Annotated in this window: 11 protein-coding genes and 1 riboswitch; of the genes, 4 read left to right on the top strand and 7 right to left on the bottom strand. The window is 67.3% G+C overall.

The window, feature by feature from the left end:
- Positions 1 to 161: 161 nt before the first annotated feature.
- The 7 genes from lpdA to BES08_RS09040 all read right to left on the bottom strand — a co-directional run bounded on the left by lpdA (position 162) and on the right by BES08_RS09040 (position 10,096).
- On the bottom strand, positions 162 to 1,571 hold the full coding sequence (lpdA, locus tag BES08_RS09070; RefSeq protein ID WP_036527261.1) for a dihydrolipoyl dehydrogenase: 1,410 nt from the start codon (positions 1,569 to 1,571) through the stop codon (positions 162 to 164).
- Positions 1,572 to 1,686: 115 nt separating this feature from the next.
- Entirely contained in the window at positions 1,687 to 2,919 is a 1,233-nt protein-coding gene (gene odhB, locus BES08_RS09065) for a 2-oxoglutarate dehydrogenase complex dihydrolipoyllysine-residue succinyltransferase (RefSeq protein WP_069708157.1), read from the bottom strand.
- An 8-nt stretch (positions 2,920 to 2,927) separates the two neighbouring features.
- Positions 2,928 to 5,777 (bottom strand): 2-oxoglutarate dehydrogenase E1 component, encoded by a 2,850-nt coding sequence (locus BES08_RS09060; protein WP_008832365.1) that lies wholly within the window; start codon positions 5,775 to 5,777, stop codon positions 2,928 to 2,930.
- A 197-nt stretch (positions 5,778 to 5,974) separates the two neighbouring features.
- Positions 5,975 to 6,865 (bottom strand): succinate--CoA ligase subunit alpha, encoded by an 891-nt coding sequence (sucD, locus tag BES08_RS09055; protein WP_008832364.1) that lies wholly within the window; start codon positions 6,863 to 6,865, stop codon positions 5,975 to 5,977.
- Between the two features lie 137 nt (positions 6,866 to 7,002).
- Positions 7,003 to 7,965 carry a malate dehydrogenase gene (mdh, locus tag BES08_RS09050; protein ID WP_036527266.1) on the bottom strand — a complete coding sequence of 321 codons (963 nt, stop codon included), beginning with the start codon at positions 7,963 to 7,965 and terminating at the stop codon, positions 7,003 to 7,005.
- A 457-nt stretch (positions 7,966 to 8,422) separates the two neighbouring features.
- Complete coding sequence (locus BES08_RS09045; RefSeq protein WP_008832361.1) at positions 8,423 to 8,767, bottom strand: hypothetical protein; 345 nt, start codon at positions 8,765 to 8,767, stop codon at positions 8,423 to 8,425.
- A gap of 150 nt (positions 8,768 to 8,917) precedes the next feature.
- Positions 8,918 to 10,096 carry a cell wall hydrolase gene (locus BES08_RS09040; RefSeq protein ID WP_309141569.1) on the bottom strand — a complete coding sequence of 393 codons (1,179 nt, stop codon included), beginning with the start codon at positions 10,094 to 10,096 and terminating at the stop codon, positions 8,918 to 8,920.
- A gap of 287 nt (positions 10,097 to 10,383) precedes the next feature.
- Positions 10,384 to 10,575: riboswitch (cobalamin riboswitch) on the top strand.
- A 106-nt stretch (positions 10,576 to 10,681) separates the two neighbouring features.
- Here BES08_RS09040 and BES08_RS09035 point away from each other — a divergent pair.
- The 4 genes from BES08_RS09035 to BES08_RS09020 all read left to right on the top strand — a co-directional run bounded on the left by BES08_RS09035 (position 10,682) and on the right by BES08_RS09020 (position 15,406).
- Positions 10,682 to 12,544, top strand: coding sequence for a TonB-dependent receptor plug domain-containing protein (locus BES08_RS09035; RefSeq protein WP_069708155.1), 1,863 nt, complete (start codon positions 10,682 to 10,684; stop codon positions 12,542 to 12,544).
- A 143-nt stretch (positions 12,545 to 12,687) separates the two neighbouring features.
- Positions 12,688 to 13,701, top strand: a complete 1,014-nt coding sequence (locus tag BES08_RS09030; protein ID WP_069708154.1) for an ABC transporter substrate-binding protein — start codon at positions 12,688 to 12,690, stop codon at positions 13,699 to 13,701.
- Positions 13,698 to 14,663 (top strand): FecCD family ABC transporter permease, encoded by a 966-nt coding sequence (locus tag BES08_RS09025; RefSeq protein WP_069708153.1) that lies wholly within the window; start codon positions 13,698 to 13,700, stop codon positions 14,661 to 14,663. The genes BES08_RS09030 and BES08_RS09025 overlap by 4 nt, the downstream gene beginning before the upstream one ends.
- Positions 14,660 to 15,406, top strand: a complete 747-nt coding sequence (locus BES08_RS09020) for an ABC transporter ATP-binding protein (RefSeq protein WP_008833418.1) — start codon at positions 14,660 to 14,662, stop codon at positions 15,404 to 15,406. The genes BES08_RS09025 and BES08_RS09020 overlap by 4 nt, the downstream gene beginning before the upstream one ends.

The following is a 15,406-nucleotide window of genomic DNA, read 5'->3' as shown; positions in this document are numbered from 1 at the left end:
TCGCAACAGGGAGGATAGGAAGTTAGAATGCCTTAATCCTCCCTGTCCCGCAGGGATGGGGAGGGGGACCGCCCGCGCAGCGGGTGGTGGAGGGGGCCCAAGCGCAAACGAAAAAGGCCGGCGCTTTCGCACCGGCCCCTTCGCTCAGCCTGACGGCGCGATCACATGTGGATCGGCTTGCCCGTCACGGCCATCGCCGCTTCCTTGATCGCTTCCGAGTGGGTCGGGTGCGCGTGGCAGGTGTAGGCGATGTCTTCCGAGGTCGCGCCGAATTCCATGGCCTGCGCGGCTTGTGCGATCATCGTGCCCGCCACCGAGGCGATGCACCACACGCCGAGCACGCGGTCGGTCTCGGCATCGGCGATGACCTTCACGAAGCCGTCGGGCTCGTGGTTGGTCTTGGCGCGCGAGTTCGCCAGCATCGGGAACTTGCCGACCTTGATCGCACCGCGCTCCTTGGCGGCTTCCTCGGTCAGGCCCACGCCCGCGATCTCGGGCTGGGTGTAGACCACGCCGGGGATGACGTCGTGGTTCACGATGCCGGTCAGGCCCGCGATGTTCTCGGCGACGGCGATACCTTCGTCCTCGGCCTTGTGCGCGAGCATCGGGCCGGGGATCACGTCGCCGATCGCCCAGACGCCGTCCACCTTGGTGGCGAAGTCGTGGTCGGTCTCGATCTGCGCGCGGGCGTTCAGCTCAAGGCCGATGTTGCCGAGGCCGAGGCCCTCGGTGTTCGGACGACGGCCGATCGAGACGAGGACGACGTCGGCCTCGATCACTTCGGCGTCACCACCCTTGGCGGGCTCGACGGTGACCTTGGCGCTCTTGCCCCCATTCACTTCGGCCACGGTCACGCCGGTGACCTTGGTGCCGAGCTTGAGGGCCATGCCCTGCTTCTTGAAGATCTTGGCGGCTTCCTTACGGACGTCGCCATCCATGCCGGGGAGCAGCTGGTCGAGGAATTCGACCACGGTGACTTCCGCGCCGAGACGACGCCACACCGAGCCCAGTTCCAGACCGATCACGCCGCCGCCGATGACGACCATCTTCTTCGGCACCGAAGCCAGTTCCAGCGCGCCGGTGGAGTCAACCACCACGCCGCCTTCGTTGTCGATCTCAACGCCCGGGAGCGGGGTGACCGACGAGCCGGTGGCGATGACGATGTTCTTGGCGGTCACGGTCTTGCCCGCGACCTCGACGCTGTGCGCGTCCTTGAACTGGGCGTAGCCCTTCAGCCAGTCGACCTTGTTCTTCTTGAAGAGGAACTCGATGCCGCCGGTCAGGCCCTTGATCGCGTCGAGGCGCTGGCCCTGCATGGTGGGCAGGTCGAGTTCGGGGGTGACCTTGATGCCCATCGCGGCCATCGCGCCGCCCTTGGCCGCCTCGAAGTATTCCGAAGCGTGGAGCAGGGCCTTCGAGGGGATGCAGCCGACGTTGAGGCAGGTGCCGCCCAGCGTCTCGCGCCCTTCGGCGCAGGCGGTCTTCAGGCCCAGCTGCGCTGCGCGGATCGCCGCGACATAACCGCCGGGGCCGGCACCGATGACAAGGACGTCGTAGTCGTAATCAGCCATTGTAGGCCTCCTCACGCTCGTGCTTCGCACAATCAGTCACGAGCGGTAATAATCGTTTCAGCGCAAGTGAAAACCCCGCCCGACCAGAGTTCGGGGCGGGCGGGGCTTGTCAGTCTCAGAGGTCGATCAGCAGACGGGTGGGGTCTTCGATCGCTTCCTTGATGGTCTTGAGCGCGGTGACCGCCTCGCGGCCGTCGATCAGGCGGTGATCGTAGGACAGCGCGATGTACATCATCGGGCGGATCACGATCTCACCGTTGCGGACGACTGCACGGTCCTCGATGCGGTGGAGGCCCAGCACCGCCGACTGCGGCGGATTGATGATCGGGGTGGACATGAGGCCACCGAACACGCCGCCGTTCGAGATGGTGAAGGTGCCGCCGGCCATGTCGGCCATGGTCAGCGTGCCTTCCTTGGCCTTCTTGCCGAAGTTCGCGATGGCCTTCTCGATGCCGGCGAACCCCAGCTTGTCGCAGTCCTTGACGACCGGGACGACGAGGCCGTTCGGGGCCGAGACCGCGATCGAGATGTCGACGTAGTCGTGGTAGACGATCTGGTCGCCGTCGATCTGCGCGTTGACCGCCGGGATGTCCTTCAGCGCCAGGACCGAAGCCTTGGCGAAGAACGACATGAAGCCCAGTTTGATGCCGTGCTTCTTCTGGAACACGTCCTTGTACTTCTCACGCGCCTCGATGACGGCGGACATGTCGACGTCGTTGAAGGTGGTGAGGAGGGCGGCGTTGTCCTGCGCGGACTTGAGGCGCTTGGCGATCGTCTGGCGCAGGCGCGTCATCTTCACGCGCTCTTCGCCGCGCGCGGCGGGAGCGGCAGCAGCAGCCGGGACCGACGCGGCAGGCGCCGAGGCTGCGGGCTTGTTCTTGGCGGCTTCGAGGACGTCGTCCTTGGTGATGCGGCCGTCCTTGCCGGTGCCCTTGATCGACGCGGGGTCGATACCGTGCTCCAGGATCGCGCGGCGCACGGCCGGCGAGAGGACCGATGCACCGGCCGAGGCTTCGTCAGCCGCAGGAGCGGCTGCGGGAGCCGGGGTGGGAGCAGGGGCCGAGGCGGCGGGAGCCGCAGCGGCGGGCTTGGCGGCTGCGGGAGCGCCTGCGCCTTCTTCGATCGTGGCGATCAGCGCGCCGACGACGACGGTGTCGCCTTCGGCCACGAGCTGCTGGCCCATGGTGCCCGCGTGGGGCGCCATGACGTCGATCGCGACCTTGTCGGTCTCGAGGCTGGCGATGGGCTCGTCAGCGGCAACGGCTTCGCCGGGCTGCTTCAGCCACTGGCCGATGGTGGCTTCGGCGACGGATTCCCCAAGGACGGGGACCTTGACTTCGGTGGTCATGATTTATCTCAAGCCTTCTGCTTGCGACGGAGTTCGGAACGGACGGAAAGGTGCAGCGCGTCGGCGACCAGCGCCGCCTGTTCGGCGGTGTGGCGCTTGGCGAGGCCGGTGGCCGGGGAGGCCGAGGCCGAGCGACCCGCATAGCGCGGACGCGGAGCCTTGACGCCCGCCTCGACGGCGGCGGCTTCGACCAGCGGCTCGACGAAGAACCAGGAGCCGTTGTTCTTCGGCTCTTCCTGGCACCAGACGATCTCTTCGAGGTTCGGCATCTTCGACAGACGCTTGGCCAGCGGTTCGCCCGGGAAGGGGTAGAGCTGCTCGATGCGGATGATCTGGGTGTCGTCGATCTCGGCGGCATCGCGCGCTTCGAGCAGGTCGTAGAAGACCTTGCCCGAACACAGCACGACCTTCTTGGTCGCCTCGTCAGCCGAACCCTTGGGGTCGGAGAGGATGCGCTTGAAGTCGCCTTCGAGGAACTCCTTCGCCGAGGACTTCGCCAGCGGGTGGCGGAGCAGCGACTTGGGGGTCATGATGACGAGCGGCTTGCGGAACGGACGGCGCATCTGGCGGCGAAGAACGTGGAAGTAGTTCGCCGGGCTGGTGATGTTGCAGACCTGGATGTTATCCTGCGCGCAGAGCTGCAGGTAACGCTCCAGACGGGCCGAGGAGTGCTCGGGTCCCTGGCCTTCGTAACCGTGCGGCAGCAGCATCACCAGGCCGTTCGCGCGCAGCCACTTGGACTCCGCCGATGCGACGTACTGGTCGATAATGATCTGCGCGCCGTTGGCGAAGTCACCGAACTGCGCTTCCCACAGCACCAGCGTCTTCGGATCGGCGCTGGCGAAGCCATACTCGAAGCCGAGCACGCCGTATTCCGACAGCGTCGAATCCAGCACCTCGAAGCGGCCATGCGGCAGCGTGGTGAGGGGCACGTACTTGCGCTCGTCGGTCTGGTCGGTCCACACCGCGTGGCGCTGCGAGAACGTACCGCGGCCGCAGTCCTGGCCCGACAGGCGAACGCCGTAGCCTTCCGAGACGAGGCTGCCGAAGGCGAGTGCCTCCGCCGTTGCCCAGTCGAAGCCTTCGCCCGACTTGAACATCTCTTCCTTGGCGGCGAGCACGCGGGCGAGCGTCTTGTGGACGGTGAGGTCCGCAGGAACGGTCGTCAGGGTACGGCCCAGGCTTTCGAACAGCTTGGGCTCGACCTTGGTGTCGACGTTGCGGCGCGCGGTCTCGGGGTCGGCGGGCTTGTGGAAGCCGCTCCACTGACCGGAGAACCAGTCGGCCTGGTTCGCCTTGTAGGTCTTGGCCGCCTCGAACTGCTCTTCGAGATGCTCGGTGAACGCGGCCTCGGTCTGCGTCAGGAACGCATCGTCGATGACGCCTTCCGACTTCAGCTTGTCGGAATAGATCTTCGACACCGGCGGGTGCTGGCGGATCTTCTGATACATCAGCGGCTGGGTGAAGCCCGGCTCGTCGCCCTCGTTGTGGCCGAAGCGGCGGTAGCACCACATGTCGATCACGATGTCGCGTCCGAAGGTCTGGCGGTAGTCGATCGCCAGCTTGCAGGCGAACGTCACGGCCGCCGGATCGTCGCCGTTGACGTGCAGGATCGGCGCCTGGACGCCCTTGGCGACGTCCGAGGGATACGGCGAGTTGCGCGCGAACTGCGGGCTCGTCGTGAAGCCGATCTGGTTGTTGATGATGAAGTGGACGCAGCCGCCGGTGTTGTAGCCCTTCACGCCCGAGAGGCCGAAGCACTCCCAGATGATGCCTTGGCCCGCGAAGGCCGCGTCACCGTGGATGAGGACCGGCAGCACCTGCTTGTGCTTGGCGTTCGGGCCGACGTCGTCGCCGATGTCGTCCGCGATCTGCTGGTAGGCGCGGACCTTGCCGAGCACGACCGGATCGACGGTTTCGAGGTGCGAGGGGTTCGGCATCAGGCTCATGTGAACCTTGGTGCCGTCGAACTCGCGGTCCGTCGAAGTGCCGAGGTGGTACTTCACGTCGCCCGAGCCGCCCACGTCCTCGGGGTTCGCGGTCCCCCCTGAGAATTCGTGGAAGATCACCTTGTAGGGCTTGGCCATCACGTTCGCGAGAACGTTCAGGCGGCCGCGGTGGGCCATGCCGTAGACGATTTCCTTCACGCCGAGCTGGCCGCCGTACTTGATCACCGCCTCGAGGGCAGGGATCATCGACTCGCCGCCATCCAGGCCGAAGCGCTTGGTGCCGACGTACTTCTTGCCGAGGAACTTCTCGTACTGCTCGCCGCGCACGACGGCCGCGAGGATCGCCTTCTTGCCTTCCGGCGTGAACTCGATTTCCTTGTTCGCGCCTTCCATCCGGTCCTGGAGGAAGCGGCGCTCCTCCGTGTCCGAGATGTGCATGTATTCGAGGCCGACCTTGCCGCAGTAGTTGGCACGCAGGATCTGCACGATCTCGCGCACGGTCGTCCACTCGAGGCCGAGCGCGCCGCCGACGTAGACCTTGCGGTCTTGCGCGGCGCCCGCGAAGCCGTGGTATTCCGGCGTCAGGTCGGCAGGCAGCTTGCGCTGGTTGAGGCCGAGCGGGTCGAGGTCCGCCGCGAGGTGACCGCGCACGCGATAGGTGCGGATCAGCATCATCGCGCGGATTGCATCGGCCGCCGCTTCGTCTATGCGGGACTGGTCGATCGGGGCGCCGCCTTTCGCGGCCGCCTTCTTGATCTCGGCCTTCAGGACGGTGGGATCAAGTCCCTGCGTCCAGTCGTCCTCGGCATCGCCGCCGACGAGGGGCCAGTTGCCGCGCTGCCAGCTGGGACCGGCCTGAACTTCGTCCAGTGCCGCGTCCGGGGTGAAATCGAAACTCTCGTCGCCCATAGGAATCACCTATCGCCACGCCCGGACAGGGTTGTCCGACGTTTTCAGTTTGGCGGGCTGACGGATTTTTCCGGGGAGGGAGGGCCGCTAGTCCGCTAGGTACTCACGCCGGGACCGGATGCCCCTTGCGCGTCATGGTAAGCGCTCCGGGGCGGCGCGGTTTCCGAAGAAAACGCCGCCCCGTTGCACCTATAGTGTCAGGCGAAAGCCTTGATGGCTTCCACCAGCGTCTCGCCGAGCAGCGAGGGGCTGGCCGAAACCTTGATGCCGGCTTCTTCCATCGCCGCGATCTTTTCCTCGGCGCCGCCCTGGCCGCCCGAGACGATCGCACCGGCGTGGCCCATGCGGCGGCCCGGAGGGGCCGTACGACCGGCGATGAAGCCCGCCATCGGCTTGCGACGGCCGCGCTTGGCTTCGTCCTTGAGGAACTGCGCGGCTTCTTCTTCGGCCGAGCCGCCGATTTCGCCGATCATGATGATCGACTTGGTGGCTTCGTCAGCGAGGAAGAGTTCGAGCATGTCGATGAAGTTGGTGCCGTTGACCGGGTCGCCGCCAATGCCGACAGCCGTGGTCTGGCCGAGGCCTGCCGCAGTGGTCTGGAACACGGCTTCATAGGTCAGCGTACCCGAGCGCGAGACGACGCCGACCGAACCCTGCGAGAAGATGCTGCCGGGCATGATGCCGATCTTGCACTCGTTGGGGGTCAGGACGCCGGGGCAGTTCGGGCCGATCAGGCGCGACTTCGAGCCGGTGAGGGCGCGCTTCACGGGCACCATGTCGAGAACGGGGATGCCCTCGGTGATGCAGATGATCAGTTCGATCTCGGCGTCGATCGCCTCGAGGATCGCGTCGGCGGCGCCGAACGGCGGCACGTAGACGCACGAGGCGTTGGCGCCGGTGGCAGCCTTGGCTTCGTGGACCGAGTTGTACTGGGGCAGACCGATGTGGGTCTGGCCGCCCTTGCCGGGGGTCACGCCCGCGACCATCTGCGTGCCGTAGTCGAGCGCAGCCTGGGTGTGGAAGCTGCCGGTCGCGCCGGTCATGCCCTGGGTGATGACCTTGGTGTTCTTGTTAACGAGGATCGACATCGGTTTTCCTGTTCCTGATCGTGGAAGCAGCCGGATTGGGCCGGGGAGGTTCCAAGAAACTATTTTGCCCCCGCGCTACCCATCATTGTGAGAGTATCAACAATGAGGGGCAGTCGCGGGGGCGGTATTCAAAAAACTCAGGCGAGGGTGCCGTCGATGCCCTTGCAGGCGACCAGCAGTTCCTTGACCGCGTCGACCGAGACCTGGAGGTTGCCCTTGGCTTCCTCGTCCAGTTCGATCTCGACGACTTCCTCGACGCCGTTCGCGCCGATGATTGCGGGCACGCCGACGTAGAGGCCGTCAACGCCGTACTGGCCATCGACATAGGCCGCGACGGGCAGGATGCGCTTCTGGTCGCCCAGGTAGGCTTCGGCCATGGCGATGCCCGAGGCGGCCGGTGCGTAGAACGCCGAGCCGGTCTTCAGCAGGCCGACGATCTCGCCGCCGCCCGAACGGGTGCGCTGCACGATCGCGTCGATCTTTTCCTGCGTGGTGCGGCCCATCTTGATGAGGTCCGGAACCGGGATGCCATTGACGGTCGAGTACTGCACGACCGGGACCATGGTGTCGCCGTGGCCGCCGAGCACGAAGGTGTTCACGTCGCGGATCGAGACGCCGAATTCCCAGGCCAGGAAGGTCGAGAAGCGGGCCGAGTCCAGAACGCCGGCCATGCCGACGACCTTGTTGTGCGGCAGACCCGAGAATTCGCGCAGCGCCCAGACCATCGCGTCGAGCGGGTTGGTGATGCAGATGACGAAAGCGTCGGGTGCGTTGGCGGCGATGCCTTCGCCGACCGACTTCATCACCTTGAGGTTGATGCCGAGCAGGTCGTCGCGGCTCATGCCGGGCTTGCGGGCGACACCGGCGGTGACGATGATGACGTCGGCGCCGGCAATGTCGGCATAGTCGTTGGTGCCGGTGATCTTGGCGTCGAAGCCTTCGACCGGACCACACTGCGAGAGATCGAGAGCCTTGCCCTGCGGGAGACCTTCAGCGACGTCGAACAGGACGATGTCGCCCAGTTCCTTCTGCGCCGCGAGGTGCGCCAGCGTACCGCCGATGTTGCCGGCGCCGATAAGGGCAATCTTCTTACGAGCCATGATCCGTTCGTGTCCTTCCCGAGGGCGGGATTTCTCGGACTTCAAGGCGGCCTGCGCTAATCCCGCAAATGGCAGGTGCCGGTGTTTGCGAGGGCGGCCCTACGCCCCTTGGAAGACCATTGCAACCGGCAAAGGGGTCTTTGCATCAGCTTTTATCTGATAATAGTTCGCAATTGCAATAAAGGGGGTGAAATGGCGGAAAGTCGCCTGTTTGTTCACCTGTCGGCAATGTTGCGAAAGGGTTTAGCGGCGCTGGGGATGGTATCGAACGGGGATATGGCGAGCGCAAGTCGCTTTGGGTGCGACTCGTCGAAACTCTCATCCTCCCTGTCGCGAAGCGATGGGGAGGGGGACCGCCGACGTAGTCGGTGGTGGAGGGGGATTGCAACCCACCCCTCCGTCAGTCGCTTCGCGACTGCCGCCTCCCCATCGCTTCGCGACAGGGAGGATTAGGCGTTCAACTCGCGAGGCGCTTGGCCAGAGCGGCGGCCATGCGGCGGTCGAGGTGGCGGCATATGCTCAGCCAGCGGGCGCGTGCGGCGGTGTCGCCGCGTTCATGGGCGGCCTCGGCCTCGACGCGGGCCTGTTCGGCGGCGGAGAGGCCGTGGCGTGCGAAATGCATGAGGGCTTCGGCAATGCCGGCGTCGATCTCGGCGGCAGGCTTGCTCTCGATGGAGCGCAGGCTAGGGCGCGGGAGAAGGGGGCCGTTGTCGTTGACCGCGCCCAGCGGCGCGCCGGTGCAGAGCACTCCGGCAATGGCCGGCATCGTCCCGTTCATGGCGGCGGCGAAGCGGATGGTCATGGGCGGATAGTCTCTCTTCTTGGTGGGTGTCGACGGATCAACCCTCTACCCCGGCAGCGATGAACCCATCATGCAGGGACGTGGTTTCTCAAGTCTTGACGATACCACCTAGGGACATTCCCCGGGTGCCTCCGTTGCAATCGATTATCTTCAATTTGCGGGCTGGGTGATCCAGCGGCCGGAGTTTGCGTACTCGGCCTTGATGCCCTGCGAACCCGGCAGATTCCGGGCGGTATAGAGCGAATCCCCGCCGCGCTGCTGCACTTCGCTGGAATAGGCGGGGCTGGGCTGGATGGGCATGGTCGGGCTGGTTGCCTGCGCGACCGGCTCTGCCTTCACGGGCTGGGCCGTGCCGAATGCGCGCTGGACGGCGAGCGGGTCGAGCGCCGCTGCTGCAGCGGCGGCATCGGCGCTGTCGTCATGGCGATGCGGAGCGGCCATCGGCTCGCCGCCGAGGTAGGCGAAGCGGAACGTCGCCGCGCTGCCCGCCGCGCCGCGCAGCGCGTAGAAGCGGTGCGCGCCGATGGTGGAAAGGTACTGCAGGCTCGGCGCCCAGTAGGGGTGCACCTGGACAGTATGATAATGCGTGGCGAGGCCGATCGGCGTGTAGACGTAGCCTGCCAGCGCCTGGCGCGCGACGTTTTCGGCGCGGTCCCAGAACATGCGCTGCGGGCGACGGGCGAGCGAGCCGTCGCAGGTGAACGAGAACTGGCAGCCTGTCGAACGTTCCGACCCCTCGTAGACGACGCCGCAGACGGTCTTGGGATAAGCCGGGTGGGCCATGCGGTTGAGCACGACCTGCGCCACCGCGCGCTGGCCCGCATCGGGCTCGCTCGCGGCTTCGTAGTAGATCGCGGCAGTCATGCACTGCAGCGCGCGGGTGCGGTCGACGCCGGAGTTGTCGATGTAGATCGGCCGCGCGGTAGCCAGCGGGCCGGAGACGCTGTCGTCGGCGTCGGAGCGGATGCCTTCGCCGACCTGAAGCGGGGCCTTCTCGGCTTCGAGGTAATAGAAGGCCGAACCGGGGAAGCTGGCGCCTGCCTGCTCGAACGGCATGGGCAGTGCTTCGGCGCCTTGCGAGGCGGCGTCGGCGATGGCGAAGCTGTCCCAGCCTTCCGGCGCGGCGAAGGCGGGAAGGGCGACGGCGGCGAGCGCGGTCACGGCGAAAGTCCAGCGGCGGCGCAGGACGACCGGGCGGTGGCCGACACCGCGGGCGCGGCGCGGATAGCGGCCGACGAAATCGCGCGGGCGTTCGAACGGAGCGCCTTGCGAATCCATCACCGGCGCCGGGGCGGCGTCTGGTCCGGGAATGGAAGGGGCAGGGCTCACTCGGTTCCTTTCGGCCGCAATTCGGCAGCACCGGCCTAGCCTGTGCCCGGTGCGCGCGCATCCGGGCATTCCGGGCCGTCCCGTTGCGGTACAGCCACGCTCTGTACGCTTAAGGGCTTAAGATTTGGCTGCGCCTCGTCGTCCCGGACTTGATCCGGGACCGCTGGCCGTGAACGGCCGCCCTTGCGGCGTGGCGCCTTGCCCATGGCTCGCGCCTAAAGACCGCCACCGGCCCCGGATCGAGTCCGGGACGACGAATGCTTGCCAACCCCTGTATGCCGCACTATCCGCGCGGTTACGTCATGGGTTGCCCGCAAGGGCCTAAGAGGGAAGCCGGGTGCGAATACCGGCGCTGCCCCCGCAACTGTGACCGGGGAGGCCGCCTCCACCATGCCACTGGCCCGTATGAGGGCCGGGAAGGCGGATGGCGCGACTGACGATCCGGGAGCCAGGAGACCTGCCCGAGACGGTCGTTCCGCAGCCGGACGGGGTTCTTCCGGGTGCAGCGAGTGTGACGCGCCATGAGGAAGGCGCGCATGCCTCCGCCGTGAACGGCACAAGCACGTTCAAAGGTTCGGAGGACATATGAAGTATCTGTTTTTGCTCGGCACCGCGCTTGCCGTGAGCACCCCCGCGATGGCGCAGGACGCGGTTGCGATCGGCGAGCAAATGGCGGCGGGCGACCGTGCGATGGCGCGCACCGACATCACCGTCACCGCGACCCGTGAGCCGACGCCGATCACCCAGGTCGGCCAGTCCGTCAGCGTCGTCACCCGCGACCAGATCGAGCGCACGCAAGCGACCACCGCCACTGACGTGCTTGCCCGCATCCCCGGCATCTCGACCGTGCAGTCGGGCGGTTTCGGCCAGCCCGCGAGCGTCTTCGTGCGCGGCGCCGAGAACGCGCAGTCGCTGGTGCTGATCGACGGTGTGCGCATCAACGATCCCGGCGACGTCGGCGGCGGCTTCGACTTCGGCGCGCTGCCGATCGGCCAGTTCGACCGTGTCGAGGTCGTGCGCGGTTCCTCGGGCGTGCTGTGGGGCAGCCGCGCGGTGGGCGGCGTCATCAACTTCATCACCGCCCGCCCGACCGAGCAGTGGACCGCGCGCGGCCAAGCCGAGTATGGCTGGCGCGACCGCAAGCAGGCGAGTGTCTCGGCGGCGGGTCTCGTCGGCCCGGTCGGGCTGACGCTGGGCGGCAACTGGCTCAAGGGCGACGGCTTCTCGGCCTTCAACGAGCGCCGCGGCGCCACCGAGAAGGACGGCTTCGAGAGCAAGAGCGCCAATGCCCGCGCCTCGATCGAGTTCGCGCCGGGCCTCTCGGCCGATGCGGGCGGGTTCTACACCAAGGCGAACTACGACTACGACAACACCGGTGCCGATGCCCTCAACGTCGGGATGAAGCGCGATACGCTGGGCTATGCGAACCTGCGCTATGCGGGCCTCGACGGAAGGCTGAACGCGCGCGTCGGCTATGGCATCAACGACACGCGCCGCATCTCCGATGACGCGGTGTTCGGCCCCTACACCACCAACGGCCGCACCGAGCGCTTCGAGGGCCAGGTCAGCTTCGCACCCATAGAGGAGGCCAGCGTGCTGGTCGGCGGCGAGACCGAGAAGCAGAAGTTCGACGACAATTACGGCTCGAAGGATTCGACCACCATCGACAGCTTGTTCGGCAACCTGACGCTGCGTCCGTTCGCCGGCCTGACGCTGAACGGCGGCCTGCGCTACGACGACAACTCGGACTTCGGCGACCGCACGACCTTCGCCGCCAACGGCGCCTGGGTGATCGGCGGCGGTGACAGCGCCCCGGTCCTGCGGGCCAGCTACGGCGAGGGCTTCAAGGCGCCGTCGCTCTACCAGCTCTACACCAACGCGGGCTTCCGCGCGCTCGATCCCGAAACGTCGAAGAGCTGGGATGTGGGGCTGGAGCAGCCTTTCGCCGAAGGGACCGGCCGCTTCACGGTGACCTACTTCGATCGCAAGACGAAGAACCTGATCGACTACGACCTTGCGAACTTCAATTACTACAATGTCGGCCGGTCGCGGGCGCAGGGTGTGGAACTGGGGATGCAGGTGACCGACTGGCAGGGCTTCGACGTGAACCTCGCCTATACCTACCTCGACGCCGTCAACGAGGACACCGGCGCGCAGCTCGCGCGTCGTCCGAAGAGCAACCTCTACGCCAGCATCGACAAGGCGTGGGCGGTCGGCCTGAAGCTGGGCGCGGACCTGCGCGTCGGCGGCGGGCGCTACGACGATACCGCGAACGCGCAGTACGTCGGCGGCAACGTAGTCGTGGGCCTGCGCGGCGCCTTCGCGGTGACGCACAATGTCGAGGTCTATGGCCGCGTCGAGAACCTGTTCGACGAGCATTACGAAGTGGTGCGCACGTACGGCACGCCGGGGCGCTCGGCCTATGCCGGCATCCGCGTGAAGATGTGAGCGAAAGGGCGGTTCCCGGCAGGCGTCGTCCCGGACTTGTTCCGGGACCGCTGGCCGTGGACCGCCCTCCTCGCGATATTTCCCTGACCCCTCGTCATTGCGAGCGCAGCGAAGCAATCCAGGGGCGCGTAAACCGCGCTGGATTGCTTCGCTGCGCTCGCAATGACGAGGGAGGGGGAGCGCAAGCGGGCTTCGGGTGGCTTGCCGTTACCCCGCTGCTCCTGACGCTCGCCGCCTGCCAACCCTGGTCGGACCCGCCGGTCGAGGGATCGGTGCGGCCGCGCATCGTTTCGCTCAACCCCTGCACCGATGCGGTGCTGGCGGAGGTGACGTCGCCGGGGCAACTGCTGGCGATCTCCCACTACAGCCACGATCCCTCGGCCAGTTCGATGGATCTCGCCCGCGCCGCGCAGTTCGCCGAAGTGTCGGATGCGGTGGAGGATGTCGTCGCGCTGGAACCCGATGTCGTGGTGGCGAGCAGCTACACGCCGCCGGCCACCGCGCAGGCCCTGCGCGACATGGGGCTGGAGGTCGTGCTCGAGCCGCTTCCCGCCGACCTTCCCGAAGCGCTCGCGCAAGTGCGGCGGCTGGCGAAGCTGGCGGGCAATCGTTCGGAAGGGGAGGAACTGGCCGGGCGGATGGAGGCTGCCGTCGCCCGTGCCAAGCCGCCGACCGGCGTGCGGCCGGTGCAGGCGCTGCTGTGGGAATCCGGGGGCATCGTCGCAGGCGACCACACGCTGATCGCCGATCTCATGCGCCGCGCCGGCTTCGCCAACGCCGCTGCCGCGCGCGGGCTTGCCCAGGCCGATTACCTGCCGCTGGAACGCGTGGTGGCCGATCCGCCGCGCGTGGTCTTCACCGTGGGTTCGCCCGCCGGCGAGGAGGACCGGATGCTGCGTCATCCCGCTCTCGCCAAAGTCCGGGGCATGATCCGCGCGCCGCTCGACCGTTCGTTGATCTGGTGCGGCGGGCCGACCGTGCCCAAGGCACTGGCGCGGTTCGCGCAAGTGCGGCGATCTCTCGATAACCCCAGGTCCCGAGGTCATCTCGGGCCCTTCGACAAGCTCAGGGTGAGCGGGGATGAGGGGAATCGCACAAGCTCCGCTCATGCTGAGCTTGTCGAAGCACCCGGCACAACGGCAGACCTTCATCCATGAACTGCCGCCTGATTCCGATCCTCGTCGTCCTGCTCGCGCTCGCCGTGCCGCTGTCGCTGCTGGCGGGGCGAGTGTGGATCGATCCCTTTGCGTCCGACACGCACAATGCCTCGGTTATCCTGCTGTACTTGCGCCTGCCGCGCGCGTTGCTGGCGCTGATCGTCGGCGCCGGACTTGGCGGGGCGGGGGCGGCGATGCAGGGCTACTTGCGCAATCCGCTCGCCGATCCGGGCCTGTTCGGCATCGCGCCGGGCGCGGCGCTGGGTGCAGTGCTGAGCTTCTGGACCGGCTATGCCGCGTCGGTCTGGCTGCTGCCGGTCTTCGCTCTCGTCGGCGCGGGCGGGGCGATGGCGCTGCTGGCGTTGATCGCGGGGCGTGAGGCGGGCGTCGCACTGTTCACGATGGCGGGGCTGATGATCTCCAGCCTGGCGGGGGCGCTGACGAGCCTTGCGATCAGCCTTTCGCCCACGCCGTTCGCGATGAGCGAGATCGTGACCTGGCTGATGGGCGCGCTGGCCGACCGTTCGTGGCGCGAGGTCGTCATTGCCGGGCCGTTGACGCTGCTGGGACTCGGCGTACTGCTGGCGGCCGGGCGGGGGCTCGACGCGCTCACACTGGGCGAGGCGGCGGCCCGTTCGCTGGGCTTCGAGCCGAGGCGGCAACAGGCGCTGATGATCGCGGGCGTGGGCCTGACGGTGGGCGCGGCGGTTGCGGTGGCGGGTGTGATCGGCTTCGTCGGACTGATGGTGCCGCATCTCGTCCGGCCGCTGACCGACCGGCGGCCGTCCTCGCTGCTGGTGCCGAGCGCGCTGGCGGGGGCACTCCTGCTGCTCGTTGCCGATGCCGGCTGCCGCGTCCTCCCGCTTGCGGGCGGAGAGTTGCGGCTGGGGATTGCGCTGGCTCTGATCGGAGCGCCGTTCTTCCTTGCGCTGCTGCTGCGCATGCGGCGGGGGCTGGCATGACCGGGACGCTGAACACGGTGGGGCTCGGCATCGCGGGACGGCTGCGCGACCTGACGATGACCATCCATGCGGGGGAAGTCACTGCGATCTGCGGACCGAACGGCGCGGGCAAGTCGACGCTGCTGTCCTGCCTGGCGGGACTGGTGGAGCCCGATACCGGCGTTGCCGCGCTGGGCGGGCGAGTGATGCATGCGGTGCCGCCGCGGGAACGCGCGCAGTGCATCGGCTATCTTCCGCAAAGCCCCGAAGTGGCGTGGGACGTCACGGTCGAAGTGCTGGTCGGGCTCGGCCGCCTGCCCTGGCAGGATACAGGTACGGGCGGTGGGCGGACCGCGATCGATGCCGCGATCGCGACGATGGACCTCGAGGCATTCCGAAAACGGCCCGTCTCGCAGTTGTCGGGAGGTGAGCGGGCGAGGGCGCTGATGGCGCGGGTGCTGGCGACTGGCCCGGCCTGGCTGCTGGCGGACGAGCCGCTGGCCAATCTCGATCTCGGCCATGCGCTCGCATTGATGGGGCGCCTGCGCGAGCAAGGCCGCCAGGGCCGCGGCGTGGTGCTGGTCCTGCACGACCTGGCAACCGCGATGAACTACGCCGATCGCGTCATGGTGCTGCACGAGGGAAGGATCGCTGCTGACGGAGAGCCCGGCCACGCCTTGTCCGAAGACGTCATCCGGAACGTTTGGGGCTGTCCGGCCCGCTGGTTGGGCGAACCGGGAGCGCGTGCGCTTTCGCTGGGGTGA

This window comes from Novosphingobium resinovorum, assembly GCF_001742225.1.
Lineage (GTDB): Bacteria > Pseudomonadota > Alphaproteobacteria > Sphingomonadales > Sphingomonadaceae > Novosphingobium > Novosphingobium resinovorum_A.
The sequence above is the reverse complement of the archived record's forward strand: the minus strand, read 5'-3'. Positions and strand labels throughout refer to the sequence as shown.